This window comes from uncultured Salinisphaera sp. (assembly GCF_964012375.1).
Lineage (GTDB): Bacteria > Pseudomonadota > Gammaproteobacteria > Nevskiales > Salinisphaeraceae > Salinisphaera.
Genome location: NZ_CAXGSH010000043.1, coordinates 1 through 18,327, shown reverse-complemented (window position 1 = coordinate 18,327; position 18,327 = coordinate 1). Strand labels below are relative to the sequence as shown.

22 protein-coding genes are annotated in these 18,327 nt (G+C 63.8%); 12 read left to right on the top strand and 10 right to left on the bottom strand.

Features of this window, described 5'->3' with window-relative positions:
- Position 1 precedes the first annotated feature (1 nt).
- From raiA to ABNU97_RS09270, 7 genes are read right to left on the bottom strand one after another with little or no spacing between them, the layout of a single operon-like run.
- Positions 2-334 carry a ribosome-associated translation inhibitor RaiA gene (gene raiA, locus ABNU97_RS09300; protein WP_293628407.1) on the bottom strand — a complete coding sequence of 111 codons (333 nt, stop codon included), beginning with the start codon at positions 332-334 and terminating at the stop codon, positions 2-4.
- A gap of 44 nt (positions 335-378) precedes the next feature.
- A complete protein-coding gene (locus ABNU97_RS09295; protein WP_348766456.1) occupies positions 379-1,833 on the bottom strand; it encodes an RNA polymerase factor sigma-54 in 1,455 nt (484 codons plus the stop codon).
- Positions 1,830-2,582 carry an LPS export ABC transporter ATP-binding protein gene (gene lptB / locus ABNU97_RS09290; protein ID WP_348766455.1) on the bottom strand — a complete coding sequence of 251 codons (753 nt, stop codon included), beginning with the start codon at positions 2,580-2,582 and terminating at the stop codon, positions 1,830-1,832. The genes ABNU97_RS09295 and lptB overlap by 4 nt, the downstream gene beginning before the upstream one ends.
- The gene (lptA, locus tag ABNU97_RS09285; RefSeq protein ID WP_348766454.1) at positions 2,579-3,106 is read right to left on the bottom strand and encodes a lipopolysaccharide transport periplasmic protein LptA; all 528 of its coding nucleotides are present in this window, start codon (positions 3,104-3,106) and stop codon (positions 2,579-2,581) included. Before lptA ends, lptB begins: the two co-directional genes overlap by 4 nt.
- Positions 3,081-3,635, bottom strand: a complete 555-nt coding sequence (gene lptC, locus ABNU97_RS09280) for an LPS export ABC transporter periplasmic protein LptC (RefSeq protein ID WP_348766453.1) — start codon at positions 3,633-3,635, stop codon at positions 3,081-3,083. Before lptC ends, lptA begins: the two co-directional genes overlap by 26 nt.
- Positions 3,636-3,646: 11 nt before the next feature.
- A complete protein-coding gene (locus ABNU97_RS09275) occupies positions 3,647-4,156 on the bottom strand; it encodes an HAD hydrolase family protein (RefSeq protein WP_348766452.1) in 510 nt (169 codons plus the stop codon).
- Positions 4,153-5,130, bottom strand: a complete 978-nt coding sequence (locus tag ABNU97_RS09270) for a KpsF/GutQ family sugar-phosphate isomerase (protein ID WP_348766451.1) — start codon at positions 5,128-5,130, stop codon at positions 4,153-4,155. Before ABNU97_RS09270 ends, ABNU97_RS09275 begins: the two co-directional genes overlap by 4 nt.
- 148 nt (positions 5,131-5,278) lie before the next feature.
- Between ABNU97_RS09270 and ABNU97_RS09265 the strand changes: the two genes are divergently transcribed.
- The 11 genes from ABNU97_RS09265 (at position 5,279) to ABNU97_RS09215 (ending at position 14,477) form a co-directional block, all read left to right on the top strand.
- Entirely contained in the window at positions 5,279-6,217 is a 939-nt protein-coding gene (locus ABNU97_RS09265; RefSeq protein ID WP_348766450.1) for an ABC transporter ATP-binding protein, read from the top strand.
- Positions 6,214-6,969 (top strand): ABC transporter permease, encoded by a 756-nt coding sequence (locus ABNU97_RS09260; protein ID WP_348766449.1) that lies wholly within the window; start codon positions 6,214-6,216, stop codon positions 6,967-6,969. Before ABNU97_RS09265 ends, ABNU97_RS09260 begins: the two co-directional genes overlap by 4 nt.
- Positions 6,970-7,039: 70 nt before the next feature.
- Positions 7,040-7,282, top strand: coding sequence for a BolA/IbaG family iron-sulfur metabolism protein (locus tag ABNU97_RS09255; RefSeq protein WP_348766448.1), 243 nt, complete (start codon positions 7,040-7,042; stop codon positions 7,280-7,282).
- Between the two features lie 29 nt (positions 7,283-7,311).
- A complete protein-coding gene (murA, locus tag ABNU97_RS09250; protein WP_348766447.1) occupies positions 7,312-8,604 on the top strand; it encodes a UDP-N-acetylglucosamine 1-carboxyvinyltransferase in 1,293 nt (430 codons plus the stop codon).
- Complete coding sequence (gene hisG / locus ABNU97_RS09245; protein ID WP_348766446.1) at positions 8,601-9,245, top strand: ATP phosphoribosyltransferase; 645 nt, start codon at positions 8,601-8,603, stop codon at positions 9,243-9,245. Before murA ends, hisG begins: the two co-directional genes overlap by 4 nt.
- Entirely contained in the window at positions 9,245-10,546 is a 1,302-nt protein-coding gene (gene hisD / locus ABNU97_RS09240; RefSeq protein WP_348766445.1) for a histidinol dehydrogenase, read from the top strand. Before hisG ends, hisD begins: the two co-directional genes overlap by 1 nt.
- Positions 10,547-10,676: 130 nt before the next feature.
- Positions 10,677-11,276, top strand: coding sequence for a ubiquinol-cytochrome c reductase iron-sulfur subunit (gene petA, locus ABNU97_RS09235; RefSeq protein WP_348766444.1), 600 nt, complete (start codon positions 10,677-10,679; stop codon positions 11,274-11,276).
- A gap of 1 nt (position 11,277) precedes the next feature.
- Positions 11,278-12,513: a cytochrome bc complex cytochrome b subunit gene (locus ABNU97_RS09230; RefSeq protein ID WP_348766443.1), complete on the top strand. Its 1,236-nt coding sequence runs from the start codon at positions 11,278-11,280 to the stop codon at positions 12,511-12,513.
- Positions 12,510-13,256, top strand: a complete 747-nt coding sequence (locus ABNU97_RS09225; RefSeq protein ID WP_348766442.1) for a cytochrome c1 — start codon at positions 12,510-12,512, stop codon at positions 13,254-13,256. Before ABNU97_RS09230 ends, ABNU97_RS09225 begins: the two co-directional genes overlap by 4 nt.
- Before the next feature lie 25 nt (positions 13,257-13,281).
- Positions 13,282-13,914, top strand: coding sequence for a glutathione S-transferase N-terminal domain-containing protein (locus ABNU97_RS09220; protein ID WP_348766441.1), 633 nt, complete (start codon positions 13,282-13,284; stop codon positions 13,912-13,914).
- A gap of 140 nt (positions 13,915-14,054) precedes the next feature.
- Positions 14,055-14,477, top strand: coding sequence for a ClpXP protease specificity-enhancing factor (locus ABNU97_RS09215; RefSeq protein WP_348766468.1), 423 nt, complete (start codon positions 14,055-14,057; stop codon positions 14,475-14,477).
- Between the two features lie 34 nt (positions 14,478-14,511).
- Here the strand turns inward: ABNU97_RS09215 and ABNU97_RS09210 are convergent, their stop codons facing one another.
- The 3 genes from ABNU97_RS09210 to ABNU97_RS09200 all read right to left on the bottom strand — a co-directional run bounded on the left by ABNU97_RS09210 (position 14,512) and on the right by ABNU97_RS09200 (position 17,477).
- Complete coding sequence (locus ABNU97_RS09210; protein WP_348766440.1) at positions 14,512-15,111, bottom strand: SIS domain-containing protein; 600 nt, start codon at positions 15,109-15,111, stop codon at positions 14,512-14,514.
- A complete protein-coding gene (locus ABNU97_RS09205; RefSeq protein WP_348766439.1) occupies positions 15,101-15,460 on the bottom strand; it encodes a YraN family protein in 360 nt (119 codons plus the stop codon). Before ABNU97_RS09205 ends, ABNU97_RS09210 begins: the two co-directional genes overlap by 11 nt.
- A 106-nt stretch (positions 15,461-15,566) precedes the next feature.
- Entirely contained in the window at positions 15,567-17,477 is a 1,911-nt protein-coding gene (locus ABNU97_RS09200) for a penicillin-binding protein activator (protein WP_348766438.1), read from the bottom strand.
- A gap of 98 nt (positions 17,478-17,575) precedes the next feature.
- Here ABNU97_RS09200 and rsmI point away from each other — a divergent pair.
- Positions 17,576-18,327, top strand: a 752-nt coding sequence (gene rsmI, locus ABNU97_RS09195) for a 16S rRNA (cytidine(1402)-2'-O)-methyltransferase (protein WP_348766437.1), incomplete at its 3' end; no start/stop codon positions are given.

Sequence of the window (18,327 nt, the reverse complement as noted above, 5' to 3'; positions counted from 1 at the left end):
CTCACCCGGCATCCATGTTCAGATTCGCGTGGCGGGCCTGCCGATTGTGGTGATCCTTTTCCTTTTCCTTGTGCTTGAGCGTCTGCCGGTCAAGTTTGTCGACCATGCCGTCGATCGCCGCATACATGTCGTCCTGCGTGCATTCGGCATGCAGAGTGGCACCGCGAACCTGCATGGTGACTTCGGCCTTGTGCCGCACCTTTTCGACTTCGAGTACGACTTCCGCATCGATCACGTCATCGAAATGGCGTTCTATGCGGTCCATCTTGGACGCCACATAGTTATGCAGCGCTTCGGTCATGTCGATGTGATGCCCGGAGATGTTCAGGTTCATCAGGTACTCCTTGTCGGCTTGTGGAAAAGCGCGTGTGAAGCGGTTCAGCTTGCCTGTCGCCGGCGCTCGTGCGAGGGCGCGATCGACAGGGCTTCGCGATACTTGGCCACCGTGCGACGGGCGACCTTGATACCGTTTTCCAGCAACAGCTCGGCGAGCTTGCTGTCGGAGAGCGGCTTGCCGGGGCGTTCGTCGGCGACCATGCGCTTGATCATGGCCTGGATCGCCGTTGCCGAGGCGCTGCCACCATCCGTCGTCGAGACGTGGCTGGAAAAGAAATACTTGAGTTCGAAAATGCCCCGCGGGGTCTGCATGTATTTGTTGGCCGTGGCACGGGAGACGGTGGATTCGTGGATATCGAGCTGCTCTGCCACATCCCGCAGCACGAGCGGTTTCATGGCTTCTTCACCATATTCCAGAAAAGCGCGCTGTGCTTCAACAATCGTTTGTGCGACCTGCAGCAGCGTGTCGTTACGGCTTTTCAGGCTGTTGAGGAAAAAACGCGCCTCCTGCAGATGCGACTTGAGCGTGGTCTGATCGGCGCTCTTGTCGGCGCGCTTGATCAAGGCCAGATACTGGCTGTTGATGCGCAGGCGCGGTGCGATCTCTGCATTCAGCGACACCTGCCAGCGCGAGGACTGCCGGGTGACGAAGACTTCGGGCACCACGTAATTGGATTCGTGGTCGGAAAACGCCTCGCCCGGATGGGGCTGCAGGGTCTGGATGAGCGCGATCGCCCGTTCCAGCGCCTGCGTTTCGATTTCCAGCCGGCTCGCCAGCGCGGCGCGATCGCGCGAGGCGAGGCATTCCAGCGGTTCCTCGTCGATGATGCGCAGGGCGGTATGACGGCCCGGCGTTGCTGCCGGCATCTGGTGAAGCTGGATGCTCAGGCATTCGGCAAGACAGCGCGCGGCAACGCCCGGCGGGTCGAAACGGTGAATTTCGCCGAGTACGGTTTCAATCGCGGCCTCATCGGTATCGAAATCCCGGGCAAGGCGCGGTGCTAGCTCCGGCCAGTCGTCGAGCAGGCCGCGTTCGTTGATGGCATCGATGACGTGGTCGGCGATGGCGCGCTGGGTTTCGGTAAAGCGGTGCATGTCCGCCTGCCAGCTCAGATGCGCGTGCAGATCGGGCGTGCTGGTGAGGTTGGCCTGGCGATAGTCCCAGTAGTCTTCGTCATCGCTGGTCGGCGCCGGTGCCGGCGTGGCACTGCCGGCGTAGATGTCGTTCCAGTCGGCGTCGACGGGCAGGTTCTCGGGAATCTCGGCGCCGGCCTCGCTCGCGCTGCGCTGGCTTTCAGCGCTTTCCGCGCGGCTGGCTTCGCGGGTGTCGATTTCGTCGTGACCATCATCCGCTTCGAGCATGACGTTGGATTCCAGCGCTTCCTGAATCTCGGTCTTGAGATCCAGGGTGGACAGCTGGAGCATGCGAATCGCCTGCTGCAACGCAGGCGTCATCGTCAGGCTTTGCGACAGATTGAGGTTCAGCGACTGTTTCATAGTCGGAAATCCTCGCCGAGGTAGACCTCCCGTACCTTGCGATCGGCCAGGATCGCTTCGCCCGGGCCGTCTGCGATAACGGCCCCGTCGCTGAGGATATAGGCGCGCTCGCAGATCGACAGCGTCTCGCGCACGTTGTGGTCGGTGATCAGCACGCCGATGCCGCGGTTTTTAAGATGCGTGATGATGCTGCGGATATCGCCGATGGAAATGGGGTCGATGCCGGCAAACGGTTCGTCGAGCAGCATGTACTGCGGCTGGGCGGCGAGCGCGCGCGCGATTTCCACCCGCCGGCGTTCGCCGCCGGACAGATTCACGCCCTTGGAATCGGCGATATGGCCAATTGACAGCTCGTCGAGCAGCGACGCGAGTTCGCGGTCGATATCGGCTTTGTTCAGGCCAGGGCGTATTTGCAGGATGGCGCGGATATTGTCGGCCACCGACAGCTTGCGAAAGACCGAGGCTTCCTGTGGGAGATAGCCGATGCCCAGCTTCGCACGGGCATGCATGGGCAGGCCGATCAGGCTGCGTTCGCCGAGCATGATCTGCCCGGTATCGGGCGTGACCAGTCCCACGATCATGTAGAACGAGGTGGTCTTGCCGGCGCCGTTGGGCCCGAGCAGGCCCACCACTTCGCCCGGCGCCAGCGACAGGCTGACGTCCTGAACCACGGCGCGTCCCTTGTAGCGCTTGCTCAGGTTTTCGGCGACCAGCCGCTGGCCGTTCGCCGTCCCGGCGGTCGAACTCACGGTTGCGTATCCTCTTGCGGCTGAATGGTGATACGCACGCGCTTGCTGTCCGATCCGCCCCGTTCGGCCTGGGTGCGTTCGGTGTCCAGGTTGTGGCGGATGACCTGGCCGTTGATTTCGTCACCGCCGCGGCGTACTACCGCATCGCCGCGCAGCACGATGGTGGAATCGTTGTTGGTGTATTCGATCTGGCCGGCGTTGCCGGTAACCACGTCGTTGCCCTCGCGATCGGGCTGCTTGTCGAACTTGGCCGGGCTGCCGTCGAGCACGGCCTTGATGTTGCCGCGGTCGTTGATGCGCGTCACCACCAGCCGGTGGCCGGTCAGGGTGAGCCCGCCGCGGGTGAGCACCACGTTGCCCGTATAGGTGCTTGTGCCTTGCTGCTGGGACAGATCGGCGCTGTTGGATTCGATACGAATCGGCAGTGGCTGTTGCTGTGCAGGCGCTGCGCCGGTTGCCAGCACAAGCCCGAGCGCGACCAGCGCGACCGACAGACCCCTACGGCGTGTAAGTGACTTGTACATTTTCGAGCAGTCTCAGCTTGTCGGTTTTCAGGTTGACCTCCATGCCGTCGCCTTCGACGCGTTGGCCGGGCTCGGTGGCGGTCACATGGGCCTGCGTGTCGATACGGTCGGTATCGGGGCGCACCCAGGCGTTGTCGGTGACGATCTCGACGACGTTGCCGTTGACCCGCGGATGCCGCCCCGTGACCCCGTCGTAGAGATAGATATCGCGTTCGCCGGCGGGTATGCGGCCGCGCTCGGCGCTTACGTCCCAGTAGGTTTTGGTGCCTGCAAGGTAGTGTACGTCAATATCCGTGAGCCGAGCCGAGTCGTCCGCGAAGTGCAGACTTTCGCCGACGGTCATGCGATAGGCGAGTCTGCCGTTGTCGTCCATCTGGCGCACGACGGCATCGCTCATGTAGTAGTCGCTGTTGTCCGGGGTGGACAGACGCGGCGCATCATCGGCGCCTGACGTGCGCTCGTTGTTGATCACGCGCAGACCTAGAAGCACGGCCGATGCCACGAGCAGAATGGCGACGATGCGTAGCATGTCGGCAGCCGCTAGCGGGCGTCGTGGGCGGCGATGATCAGTTCGCAGGCTTCGCGAACCGCACCCTGACCGCCATCGAAGCGACTCACCCAGTGGGCGCTCTCGATGACGTCTTCAACCGCGTCGGCCACGGCCATGGCCAGGCGAGCCTGGCGCATCAGGCCCAGGTCGGGCAGATCATCGCCCATGACCGCGGCCTGATCGGGGGTGAGTTCGAGTTCGGCCAGCAGGGCTTCGAAGTCCAGCTGCTTGTCGTGGCTGTCGAGATAGATGTACTCGACGCCCAGGGAATGCAGGCGTGCAGCCACCGCCGGCGAGGGACGGCCGCTGATTGCGGCCACGGCCACGCCGGCTGCCTGCAGGCGTTGAATGCCCAGCCCGTCGCGTACGCTCATGCTCTTTATCTCTTCGCCGTGGTCGTAGAGATAAAGCTTGCCGTCGGTCATCACGCCGTCGACGTCGAACACGGCCACGCGAATGTCGGCAGCGCGCTTCTGGATTTCGCTGAACTCGGGTTTCATATCACTCCGGCTCGCAGGAGATCCTGCATGTTGAGCGCCCCTTCGGGGCGATTGTCGGCATCCACCACCAGCAGCGCGCCGCCGCCGATACGATGCGCCTGCAACAGGCGCACGGCTTCGGCAGCAAGCATGTCGGCGGTCACGGTTTTCGGTGAACGGGTCATGTGATCGGCAATGCCGGCGTGTTTGATATCGATGTCCTGATCCAGTGTGCGACGCAGATCGCCATCGGTAAATACGCCCGCCAGGCGGCCGTCGGCATCGACGACGCCGGTCATGCCCAGCCCCTTCGCGCTCATTTCCAGCAGTGCCTCGCGCAGCGGCGCGTCCGTCGATACCCGCGGCAGCTCGTCGCCGGTGTGCATGATATCGCCCACGGTCAGCAGCAGTCGCCGACCGAGCGCGCCACCGGGATGGGAGCGGGCAAAATCCTCGGCGGTGAAATGGCGCGCTTCGAGCAGCGCGATGGCCAGCGCATCGCCCATCACCAAGGCGGCGGTGGTAGACGAGGTAGGCGCCAGCTCCAGCGGGCAGGCCTCGAGTTCCACGGCGACATCCAGATGCACGTCGGCTCGCTGGGCCAGGGTCGACTCGGCATTGCCGGTCATCGCGATCAGCGGCACGTCCAGGCGCTTGATCAGCGGCAGAATCGTGAGGATCTCGCCGGTTTCGCCGGAATAGGACAGGGCGATGACCACGTCCTGTGCGGTGATCATGCCCAGATCGCCGTGGCTGGCCTCGCCCGGATGCACGAAGAAAGCGGGCGTGCCGGTAGAGGCCAGCGTGGCCGCGATCTTGCCCGCGATATGACCGGATTTGCCCATGCCGGTCACCACCACGCGCCCCGGGCAGGCGATCAGCGTTTCGGCCGCGGCTGCGAACTGGGTATCGATGCGTGCCGACAGCGCTGCCACGGCCGCGGCTTCGATATCGATGACGCGTCGAGCCGAATTCATGATGTCCTGTGCGTTCATACCCTCATTCTAGCGTAGCTGCGACACGCCAACATGTTGTTCGTTCAGGCTTTCGGTCAATGGTGCGATGATCGCCGGTCGTTGTCGTATGCAGGTTTGCATGCGCCCCGTATAATGCGCGCCCTTTTGTTCGACCCGTGCGGCTGCGATGACCGAACCCGCTATCTCCATACAGAACGTCGAAAAACGCTACCCGAGCACCCATGCGCTCAAGGGGGTGTCCTTCGATATTCGTCCGGGTGAATACTTTGGCCTACTGGGCCCCAACGGGGCCGGAAAATCCACCCTGATCAGCATCATTGCCGGTCTCGCCCATGCCACGGCCGGCAGCGTGTCCGTGCTCGGCCACGACGTGCGCCGCGATTTTCGCCGCTCTCGCCGTGCGCTCGGCGTGGTGCCCCAGGAGCTGGTTTACGACCCGTTCTTTCCGGTGCGCGAAATGCTGCGTATCCAGGCCGGCTATTTCGGCTGCTGCAAGGACTACTGGCCGTGGATCGACGAGCTGCTCGAGCGCCTCGACCTGACCGACAAGGCAGAGGTTTCGATGCGCGCGCTCTCCGGTGGCATGAAGCGGCGCGTGCTCATCGCCCAGGCGTTGGTACACAAGCCGCAGGTGGTCATTCTCGATGAGCCGACGGCCGGCGTGGACGTGGAGCTGCGGCGCACGCTCTGGCATTTCACCCGCGAACTCAACGAGGCCGGCCATACCATCGTGCTGACCACGCATTATCTGGAAGAGGCCGAAGAGCTGTGCGATCGTATCGCGATCCTCGACCGCGGGCGGCTGTCGGTACTCGAAGACAAGCGCGCGCTGCTTGATCGCCATCCCTATCGTTTTCTGTCCCTGCAGCTGTCGGGTAACGGCGGCGCATTGCCGGCCAGCGTCGAGCGGCTCATCGAGGATCGCCACGACGACACGCTCGATCTCAAGCTCGAGCAGGGCAAGGATTTCATCGCCGATGTGATGGAGCAGATCCGGGACGCGGGCTATCGCATTCAGGATGTACGCACGCGTGAGCCGTCGCTGGAGAATATTTTCGTCGAGCTCACCGACCACTCCAACGACCGTGACGAGGGCGCCGCATGAACTGGCAGGGCTGCTTCACGCTTTTTTCCAAGGAAGTCCGGCGCTTTTACAGCGTTATCCTGCAGACGGTCGGCGCGCCGGTGGTCACCGCGCTGCTCTACATGGTGGTGTTCGGCCAGGTGCTCCAGGGCCAGGAAATCCAGGGCGTACCGGCTTCGGCGTTTCTGGTGCCGGGACTGATGATGATGAGCATCATTCAGAATTCGTTCGCCAATACCTCGTCGAGCCTGACCCAGTCCAAGATCAACGGCAATCTGGTGTTCTTGTTGATGACGCCGTTGTCGGCGTTCGAGATCTACCTGGCCTATATCGGCGCATCGCTGGTGCGCGCGACGCTGGTGGCCTGCGTGTTGTATCTGGTCACACAGCTGTTCGTGACGGTGCCAATCGCCAATCCGCTGCTGGTGGCGACGATGCTGGTATTCGGCGGCGGTACGCTGGCGGTGATGGGGCTGATCGCGGGCATTCTGGCGAACAAGTTCGATCATCTGGCCGCGTTTCAGAATTTCTTCATCATGCCGCTGTCGTTTCTGTCCGGCGTGTTCTACTCGATTCATTCGCTGCCCGAGTTCTGGCAGAAGGCGTCGCACTTCAATCCGTTCTTCTACATGATCGACGGTTTTCGCCAGGGCTTTTTCGGCGTTGGCGACAGCGACCCGTTGCGCAGTGTGGCGGTCGCGGCAGCCTTCTTTGCCTTTGTGTCGACGATTTGTGTGGTCATGCTGGCCAAGGGTTACAAGATTCGAGGCTGAGCCGCGAACCGGGCCGTGACGACTTCGCTCGTGCTAGCATTTCGCGCCCGATTTCCAAAGACGCCGAATCATGTATAGCCCGGAAGCCGTACGCGAACTCATTCTTGCCGCCCTGCCGGACGCCGACGTGAAGATCGTGAGCGACGACGGCGTGCATTTCGCCGGTCGTATCGTCAGCGAGGATTTCGAGGGCAAGCCGCCGGTCAAGCGCCAGATGATGGTCTATGCCGCGCTGGGTGAGCTCATGGGTAACGAAATTCATGCACTGACGATGAAAACCTGGACGCCCGACGAGTTCGCGTCCGTATCCTGATCACTTAGTACCTTTTAGGGTTTCGCGCGATGGATCTACTGCGTATCGAGGGTGGGCCGCCGTTGAACGGCAGCGTGCGTGCGTCCGGGGCGAAGAACGCCACCTTGCCGATCATGACCGCGGCGCTGCTCATCGACGAGCCGCTGCTGGTGGAGAACGTGCCGCATCTGGAAGATGTGACCACTACCAATGTGCTGCTGGCGCATATGGGCGTGTCGGTCACCATCGGCGACTACATGGTGGTCGAGGCTGATGCGTCGACGATCACCCGCTGCGTTGCGCCCTACGATCTGGTCAAGACCATGCGCGCCTCGATTCTCGTGCTCGGCCCGCTGCTGGCCCGCCACGGCGAGGCCGAGGTGTCGCTGCCGGGCGGCTGTGCGATCGGGGCACGCCCGGTGGATATCCATCTGCGCGGTCTGGAAGCCATGGGCGCCGAGATCCGGGTCGAAGCCGGCTACGTGAAAGCCAAGGCATCGCGACTCAAGGGCGCACGTATCGCCATGGATACGGTCACCGTCACCGGCACCGAGAACCTGATGATGGCAGCCACGCTGGCCGACGGCGTCACTATCCTCGAAAACGCGGCCCGCGAGCCGGAAGTCGTGGACCTGGCCAAGTGTCTGATCGCCATGGGTGCGGAAATCGAAGGCGCGGGCACGTCCACGATTACCATTCGCGGCAAGGACAAGCTGCACGGCGCCCGTCATCGCGTGCTGCCCGATCGTATCGAAACCGGCACCTTTCTGGTGGCCGGCGCGGCCAGCCGCGGTCGCGTGAAGGTGACCCATACCGATCCGAGCCTGGTCGATGCGATCACCGACAAGCTGGCCGAAGCCGGCGCGCATGTCGCGACCGGCAACGACTGGATCGAGGTCGATATGCGCGGCAAGCAGGCCAAGGCCGTGAATCTGCGCACCGCCCCGTATCCGGGCTTTCCGACCGATATGCAGGCCCAGTTCTGTGTGCTCAACGCGCTGTCCAGCGGTGTGGGGACGGTGACCGAAACCGTGTTCGAAAACCGCTTCATGCACGTATCCGAACTGCAGCGCATGGGCGCGCAGATCCGCCAGGAAGGCAATACCGTCATCGTGACCGGTATCGAGCGCCTGACCGGCGCGCCGGTGATGGCCACCGATCTGCGAGCCTCCGCGTCGCTGGTCATCGCCGGGCTGGTGGCCGACGGCTCGACCGACGTACGCCGGATTTATCATATCGATCGCGGTTATGAATGCATCGAGGAGAAGATGGCGCAGCTCGGCGGCCATATCCAGCGCCTGCCCGACCGGGCGCCGGTCACCGCGCGCGAGGTGGGGGCATGAGCCGTCAGGTTACGCTTGCCCTGTCGAAAGGGCGCATTCTGGAAGCCACGCTGCCCTTGCTGGCTGCGGCCGGCATCGAGCCGGAAGTCGACCCCGACAAGTCGCGCAAGCTGGTCTTTGAAACCAATCGGCCGGGTCTGCGTCTGCTGGTGATCCGGGCCTCGGACGTGCCCACGTTCGTGGCTTACGGCGCTGCCGATATCGGCATTTCCGGCAAGGACGTGCTGATTGAACACGGCGGCGCGGATCTGTACGAACCGCTGGATCTGGGCATCGCCCGCTGCAAGCTCATGACCGCCGGGCTGCCCGGGGCGATGGAGGCAGCCGGGCATCGCCCGCTGCGGGTGGCGACCAAGTATGTCGAAACCACCCGTGCCTATTTTTCGCGGCTCGGCCGGCAGGTCGAGATCATCAAGCTCTACGGCTCGATGGAGCTGGCGCCGCTGGTCGGCCTGGCGGACGTGATCGTGGATCTGGTCGATACCGGCAACACGCTGCGTGCCAACGGCCTGGAGCCGTTCGAGGTGATCGAGGACATCAGCGCGCGGCTGGTCGTCAACAAGGCCGCACAGAAGATGAAGCATGCCGAAATCGGTGAGTTGATCGATCTGTTCGACCCGAATGCCGGAGGCCCGGCGTGATGCAGCGTCTCGACAGTGCGAGCCAGGACTTCGAGGCACGCTTCGAAGCGCTCATCGATCACGATACGCCGGCCCAGGCCGAGATCGATAGCCGGGTGGCGGCCATTATTGCCGACGTGCGCGAACGCGGCGACGAAGCGGTGGTGGCGTACACGCGCGAGCTGGATCGGCATCCGGCGACCGATATGGCCGCCCTGGAAATCGCCCCGGCGCGACTGAGTGCTGCGCTCGACGCAATGCCCGCGCAGCCGCGTGCCGCGCTGGAAACCGCGGCCGATCGTATCCAGCGCTATGCCGAATCGCAGAAGATTACGGCCCAGTCCTACGAGGACGAATACGGCAACCGCCTGGGGCAGCTGGTGCGCCCGATCGAGCGGGCCGGTGTGTATGCGCCGGGCGGCAAGGCCGCCTATCCGTCGAGCGTGCTGATGAACGCGCTGCCGGCCCGGGTGGCCGGCGTGTCGCAGATCATCATGGTGTCGCCCGCGCCGGGCGGTGAAGTCAACGACTGGGTGCTGGCCGCGGCTGCGCTCGCCGGGGTGGATCGCTTTTTCACTATCGGCGGCGCGCAGGCCGTCGCCGCGCTGGCCTACGGCACGCACAGCGTGCCCTGTGTCGACAAGATCGTCGGCCCGGGCAACGCCTATGTGGCCGAAGCCAAACGCCAGGTATTTGGCCGGGTGGGCATCGAATCGGTCGCCGGGCCGTCCGAAGTACTGATCGTTGCTGATGGCAGCGGCGATCCGGAATGGGCAGCGCTGGATCTGTTCGCCCAGGCCGAGCACGGCGAGGATTCGCGGGCGCTGTTGATCAGTCCGGACCGGGATTTTCTTACCGCTGTCGAAGCCGCTGTCGAACATCTGATCGAAGACCAGCCGCGGCACGAGATCATCCGTGCTTCGCTCGCCAACCACGGCGCGCTGGTCGCGGTCGCCGACATGGCCGAAGCCATGGCCTTGTCCAATCGGATAGCCCCCGAACATCTGGAGCTCGCCGTCGCCGATCCGGAGGCGCTGCTGGATTCGATCGAGCACGCCGGCGCGATCTTCATGGGACATCGCACCCCCGAAGCCTTTGGCGACTACTGTGCCGGGCCCAACCACGTGCTGCCCACCGGGCGCACGGCGCGGTTTTCGTCGGCGCTTGGGGTCTACGATTTCCAGAAGCGCCTGTCCATCATCCAGGCCAGTCCGCGCGGCGCAGCCGCGCTGGCGCCGGTCGCCGCCGAGCTTGCCGTGGGCGAGGGGCTGTATGCCCATGCGGCGTCTGCGCGCGTACGCGGCGACGAAGGCCAGGGCTGAGTCAGCTTTGATTGCGCCGCGCTGTGCTATACTTTTTCGACTCCATTGCGGCGTCCTGTCACGCCGCGGATCACGCACCCATTAGAAAAATCGAACCGGCATTTCTGCCCTGCTCGAAGAGGTTTTACGCATGAGCAAAGAGGGGGTCGACGTCGGCAAGCGCCGATTTTTGACCACCGCCACCGCAGCCGTCGGTGGCGTGGGCGCGGCCTTTGTGGCCACACCGTTCGTCAAGTCCTGGCTGCCGAGTGCGCGCGCCAGGGCGGCTGGCGCTCCGGTGGAAGTCAACATCGCTGCGTTGGAAGAGGGCGCGCTCGTGAGCGTGACCTGGCGAGGCAAACCCGTCTGGGTCGTGCGCCGCACGCCGGACATGCTCGAAACCCTGGACGAGGTCGCACCCCAGCTGTCCGATCCCGAATCCAAGGCCGACCAGCAGCCGGAATACTGCCGCAACAAACACCGCTCGATCGAGCCGGCGGTGCTGGTGATGGTGGGTATTTGCACGCATCTGGGCTGCTCGCCCAAGTATCGACCGGAAGCCGATGGCGGCCAGTTGTCCTATAGCGGCTTCTTTTGCCCCTGCCATGGCTCCAAGTTCGATATCGCAGGCCGGGTCTATTCGGGCGTGCCTGCGCCGCTGAATATGGTGGTGCCGCCGCATCGCTATGAGAGCGACAGCCTTATAGTGGTAGGCGAGGATCCGAACCAGGGCGGCGAGGAGGCTGCGTAAAATGGCAAGCAAGTTCATGAACTGGGTCGATGCCCGGTTCCCGGCGACCCAGCTGTGGAACGAACACATCGGCCAGTACTACGCCCCGAAGAACTTCAACGTCTGGTACTACTTTGGCTCGCTGGCCATGCTGGTGCTGGCCAACCAGCTGCTCACCGGTATCTGGCTCGCGATGTTCTACAAGCCGTCCGCTGCCGAGGCGTTCGGCTCTGTCGCCTACATCATGCGCGACGTGGAATGGGGCTGGCTGATTCGCTACATGCATTCCACGGGTGCATCGTTCTTCTTTATCGTGGTCTATCTGCACATGTTCCGCGCTCTGCTGTACGGCTCGTACCGCAAGCCGCGCGAGCTGCTGTGGATCTTCGGCTGCCTGATCTTCCTGGCGTTGATGGCCGAGGCCTTCATGGGCTACGTGCTGCCGTGGGGCAATATGTCCTACTGGGGTGCGCAGGTGATCATCTCGCTGTTCTCGGCTATCCCGGTGATCGGCGAGCAGCTCACGACCTGGATTCGCGGTGACTTCGTCATTGGCGATGCCACGCTCAATCGCTTCTTTGCGTTGCACGTCGTGGCGCTGCCGTTCGTGCTGGTCGGTCTGGTGATCGCGCACATCATGGCGCTGCATCACGTGGGCTCGAACAACCCCGACGGTATCGAGATCAAGGCCAACAAGAACGCCGACGGCCACCCGGCCGACGGTATTCCTTTCCACCCTTATTACACGGTGAAGGATCTGTTCGGCGTGGGCGTGTTCCTGATCCTGTTCTGCGGCGTGATCTTCTTCGCGCCGGAGTTCGGCGGGTTTTTCCTCGAGCCGCCGAACTTCACCGAAGCGAATCCGTCGGTCACACCCGAGCACATTGCGCCGGTATGGTACTTCACGCCGTTCTACGCGATCCTGCGTGCGATTAACTTCGAAGTGCTGGGCGTGCCTGCCAAGCTGCTGGGCGTGATCGCCATGTTTGGCGCGGTACTGATTCTGTTCGTGTTGCCGTGGCTGGATCGAAGCAAGGTCAAGTCGATTCGCTACAAAGGGCTGATCTTCAAAGCAATGCTCGCGATTTTCGTGGTGGCTTTCATCACCCTCGGCTATATCGGCACCCAGGCGCCGAGCCCGTTGCTGACAACCATCGCGCAGATTTGTACTGCGATCTATTTCGCCTTCTTCCTGTTGATGCCGTTCTATAGCGCGATCGACAGGACCAAGCCGGTTCCGGAAAGGGTGACGGGATGATGCGTCGGTTCCTCATTGCGCTGTTTCTGATGATGCCGCTGGCCGCATTGGCGGCCGGTGGTGAATCGGTGCCTTTTCACCATGACACCAATCTTGGCAACCAGGCTTCGCTTCAGCGTGGCGCCAAGATGTTCATGAACTACTGCTCCGGCTGCCACTCGCTGCAATACATGCGCTATCAGCGGATTGCAGAAGATCTGGAGATTCCCGAGGACGTCATGGAGAACAATCTCATGATGACCCGCGGCAAGATCCACGACACCATCCAGGGCACGATGGATGCCGAGAGCGCGGCCGAATGGTTCGGCAAGGCGCCGCCGGATCTGTCGCTGACCGCGCGTGAGCGCGGCGCGGACTGGGTCTATAGCTTCCTGCTGAGCTTTTATCGCGACGACTCGCGCCCGACCGGCGTGAACAACGTGGTGATGAGTAATACGGCGATGCCCGCCGTCCTTGCGCCGCTGCAGGGTTATCAGGCGCTCAAGCACAGCGAAGGCGACGAAGAAGAGGGTTCGCACGGTTCCGGCCACGGCGCGCCCGAGTTCGAGCTTATCCAGGAAGGCCAGCTCAACCCGGCGGAGTACAAGCAGGCCGTGGGCGACCTGACCAACTTTCTCGTCTACGTGGGCGAGCCGGCCAAGCTGGTGCGCTATTCGCTCGGCTTCAAGGTGATCGTGTTCCTGCTGCTGTTCACGGCGCTGGCCTATATGCTCAAGCGGGAATTCTGGCGCGATGTGCATTAAGTCACGTCGCTTCGAAAGCTGATTCATGGCCAGTCGTAGCGCTACGATTACGCTCTATTCGCGCCCGGGCTGTGTACACAGCCACCGGGTGCGACTGATCATGGCCGAAAAGGGCGTGGCCAGTTATACGGTGGTCGAGCTTCGAGAAGACGAGGAAAGCGAGGATCTTCTCGAGCTCAACCCCTATAACACGGTGCCCACCCTGGTCGATCGTGATCTCGTGGTCTACGACCCGCGCATCATCCTGGAGTATATCGACGAGCGTTATCCGCACCCGCCGCTCATGCCGGTGGATCCGGTGCTGCGAGCCCAGTATCGCCTGGCCATCTTTCGCATGGAGGCGGATCTTTACGGGCTGTGTGAGGATCTCGATGGTACGCCTGCCGTGGCCCGCAAGGCGCGCGAACGCATGACCGAGCTGCTGACCACGCTGGCCGCGGATTTTTCGCCGCGTGAGTATATCGGCGAGGAGTTTTCGCTGGTGGACTGCACGCTCGCGCCGATTCTATGGCGTCTCGAGCACTACGGCGTCAAGCTGCCGCCGCGGCATGCGAAAACGCTTGGCAGCTACGCACAGCGCCTGTTTGCGCGCCCGGCCTTTGCCGAAAGCCTGTCGGCCATCGAGGCCGAAATGGGTCAGCTGCCGCCCAAGCGCTGAGCGACCGATTTTCGCTGCGGGCGCTCGCCCGCGCTGTCGGTACCCGTATTCCCACGACTTGTTTATACGCGCGATCTGCCCCACCGTTGGACGCAGATCATTCGCTTTGCTACTGATTTGAGGTTGTGCTCATGGCCGAACTGACGTCCCGCCGGCCGTACCTGATTCGCGCCCTTTACGACTGGGTGCTCGATAACGATCTGACGCCCCATCTGCTGGTTGCTGCCGACGCCGATGGCGTCGATGTGCCGCGTCAATTCGTGACCGAGGATGGCAAGATCACGGTCAACATCAGCCCCGGCGCGGTGCGCGGGCTGGCGTTGGAAAATGAGCTGATCAGTTTCTCGGCGCGTTTTTCCGGGCAAAGCTATAACGTGAGCCTGCCGCCCGGCGCGGTGCTCGCGTTGTATGCACGCGAAAACGGCGAGGGCATGCTCTTCGGAGAGGTGGAAGCCGCGCCCACGCCACCCGACGATGGGCCGGGCAGTGGCACGGACGCCGATACGCAAGATGAGGGCAGCGACACCAAGAGCAAGCACCCGCATCTCAAGGTGGTTAAATAGGGCAAGCCCGCTGCGGCAGCCCGGCCGCAGGCGCTCAGTCGAGCAAGTGATCCTCGATCAGGCGGCACAGGCAGTGGATGAACAGCAGGTGCATCTCCTGGATGCGCGCGGTGCTGTTCGATGCCGCTCTTAGCTCGACGTCCTGTTCCTGGAGAAGCGCAGCCATGCGGCCGCCTTCCTTGCCGGTCAGAGCGAGCACGTTCAGCCCCTGCGCGTGGGCGCTATCCACGGCTTCACAGACGTTGGCGGAATTGCCGCTGGTACTGATCGCCAGCAGGACGTCGCCGGGTTGGCCCAGGGCTTCGATCTGACGCGCGAACAGCCGCTCGTAGGCATAGTCGTTGGCGATCGCGGTCAGCGTGGAGCTTTCCGTGGTTAACGCGACGGCGGGCAAGGCGCGCCGCTCGCGCTCGAAGCGGTTGATCAACTCCGAGGAAAAATGCTGTGCGTCGCCGGCGGAGCCGCCGTTGCCGCAGGACAGGATCTTGTGGCCGCGATCCAGGCAATCGATCAGCAGATCGGCGGCGGCGACGATTTGCCGGTCGTTGGCAGCCAGGGTGGCCATATTGGCCTGTGCATTGTCGGCGAAAAGCTGCCCGATCAGCTGCAGGCGGGTATCGGCTTCATTCGGCATAGAAAGCGTTCTCTATCCAGTCGAGTTCGTTGTGGGCATTTACGCCGACCACATCGAAACGAATCGTGGCCTGCGCATAGCGCGGATATTGCACCAGAAAATGACGGGCGGCCCGTACGATGCGCTGCTGCTTGCTGCGTGTGACCGTGGCCGCAGCGCTGCCGTAGTCGCTGCGCGTGCGATAGCGAACCTCGACAATTACCAGAGTGCCGCGGGCATCGTAGACCAGGTCCAGCTCACCGCCGCGGACGTTGTAATTGCGCTCGATACGCTTCCAGCCGCGCTTGCGCGCGGCGCGATCCACCACATCTTCTGCGTCGTGCCCGGTTGCAAGCGTGCTTCGACGCATGCGCAAACCTAGCGCGGGGCGCCGCCAGGGTGCTCGCATGCCCTGGCCGCGTCCCGGCGGCCGGGCGCCATGCGCCGCCGGACCGCCGGCGCGCGCCCCGATCGTATTAGCGGGCCCAAGGATCGCGGGCGGTCGACGACCCGGCGTCGTCGTTCTTGGCGTCGCTGATCGACGGCATTTCCACCAGCTCCGGCTCGCCGTCGCGGAATACCGCCCAGGCCAGATAGCGCCGGATGGTGCCATCGGGGTTGACCTTGAGCACGCCGGTCATGCCTTCGAACAGATCGTCCGGGCGTAGGCCACGCTCGGCGATACGATCGGCAAGCTTCCATGCGTCCATGCCCATGGCGAACAGACGCTCGTAGTGCTCGGCGGTCGTGCCATAGCGTTGAATCGCTTCGGCGCGGCGCGAGTCGAGAAAATCGCCGGCGCCGACCACCCAGGGCATGTCGACGAACTCGACGCCGTTGAGGTCGATATCCTCGCCCGGATCGGGGCTGCCGGTATAGGCATGCGAGGTGGTCAGCATGGCCAGATTGCGTGCCCGGTAATAGCGAAGCTGGCTGCGGATCAGGCGTGCCTGGGCGGGTTGGGCCGCTACGAAGATATAGTCGGCGCCGCCGCGGCGATAACTCTGTAGCAGACGCTGAATCGGGTCGCGGTGATCCGGCTCGCTGGGTTCATAGGTTGCCTGGTCGACGACCTGGCCGCCGCGTTTTTCCAGCTCGCTGCGAAACGCGTTGAACACGCGCATGCCCCAGTCGCCGCTGGGCACCAGGGCCAGCGCGCGCGTGCGGCCCTTGGCAGCGGCCTGGCGTGCGACCTCGCGGGCTTCGTCCTCGGGCGCGAGGGCGAACTGATAAAAGCCGGGGCGGCTGTCAGGCGTATCGGTGTAATTGAGACCGACGGTCGGGATCTGGCTGTCCAGGCGTGCCAGCTCCGCGACCTTCGGTTTGTCGAGCGGGCCCACCAGAATGCCCACCCGGTCGCTCTGCGCCTGCTGCAGCAATTCACTCGCGCTCATGGCGCTGGTGTCGTAGACCTGCGGGCGGGCCGGCTTGCTGCTGTCGTTTTCGTAGGCAAACATGAAGCCGTCGCGAATGGCCTTGGCCGCGCTCGAAAAGTTGCCCGTCATGGGCAACGCCAGGGCCACGCTATCGTTTTGCGGGCGCGGAGCCTGCCCGAAGCGCTGGCCGGGGCGGCTGCGCTCGACCGGGGTGGTGCGGGCGCGATAGTCAAAGCGCTGATCGAGTATGCTCCGGGTGGCCGGATGCTGCGGATAACGTTCTTCCCAGGCCGCCAGCGCCTGGTCGCGTTCGTTGCGGCTGTTCCAGCGGCGCTGGCCGATCTCCGCAAGCGCCAGCCAGCCCATCGTGGTCTGATCGGCATCCTGGGCGGCCTGGCTTTGCGGGCCCTGGCCTCGGGTGATGGCATCCAGCGCCTTGGAATAGATGTTGTCGTCGTTGCCGCGCAGCATGCGGTCGTCGACCAGCCATACGCCGCGCTGCACGAGCGCGCCGATCCCGGCGATCAGGTTGTTCTGTTCGAAATGCAGCTGGGCGCGTTTTTCCCAGACCCGTTCGGCCACCTGGGGCGGCGTGCCGCTGCCCGGCGGGGGCAGCTGTTCGAGCGCTGCCGCCGGCGGTGTGCCCACGAGATTCACTTCGCGGCGCGCCAATTCGTAGCGGGCCCGTTCCAGGTCGTTGAGCGTGCTGGGCGGGAAGCTCGACAGGATCTGCTTGGCCATCTGGGCGTCGCCGGCCTGGGCGGCGGCCAACCCGGCTTCGAAGCGCAGCTGTCGTGACCGATCACGGTCCGAGGTGCTGGCCGAAGCCTGGGCATAAAGTTCGGCAGCACGGGCGTAATCGCCTTGTGCGACCGCCTCCTCGGGCGTGCCGGCCTGGGCGTTGCCGAACTGGCCCTGGGCCTGTCGTAATTGCTCGGCGCAGCCGGCCAGCATCAGTGCAATAAGCAGGACGGCGATCGGGCCCAGCGATAGCTTTTTAGAGACGGTCATAATATTTGCAACTCCCAGGTTTGCGCGCCGTATCCCCCAAGCGCGCCGGTATGGCCTGCATAATATCAGCGCCATCCCTACGACGTCGTGAAACGACTATGCAATCGACCACGGCCGCACTCTGGATTGTGGCCACGCCCATCGGCAACCTCGGCGATTTCAGCGATCGAGCTCGGCGCACGCTCGCCGAGGTGGCATTGATCGCCGCCGAAGATACCCGTCACAGCGCGCGCCTGACCCGCCACCTGGGCATCGATACGCCCATGATGTCGTTGCACGAGCACAACGAAGGCGCGCGCATCGATACCATCGTCAATCGACTGGCGGCCGGCGATTCGGTGGCTTTGATCAGCGATGCCGGCACGCCCCTGGTCAGCGACCCGGGCTATGCGCTGGTCGGCGCGGTGCGTGCGGCGGGGTATCCGGTACTTGCGGTGCCGGGGGCCTGCGCGGCGATCGCCGCGCTTTCGGTTGCCGGCCTGCCTAGCGACCGCTTCGTGTTCGAGGGCTTTCTGCCGTCCAAGGCCACCGCCCGCCGCAGCCGTCTGGCAGAGCTGGCCGAGGAAAACCGTACGCTCATCTTCTATGAGTCGAGTCATCGCATCGAACGCTGCGTGCGTGATATGGGCGATGTGCTCGGCGCCGGGCGGCGGATCGGCCTGTGCCGCGAACTCAGCAAGCTGCACGAACAGAGTGTGGTGCTCGAAGCCGGGGCGCTCGGCGACTGGCTCGCCGCGGACGACAACCGCCGTCGCGGTGAATTCGTGCTGGTGGTGGCTGGGTCGACCGAGGCGAGCGGCGAGCGGGGCGAAATCGACCTGGATGCGTTGCTCGGCGAGCTGCTGGCGTT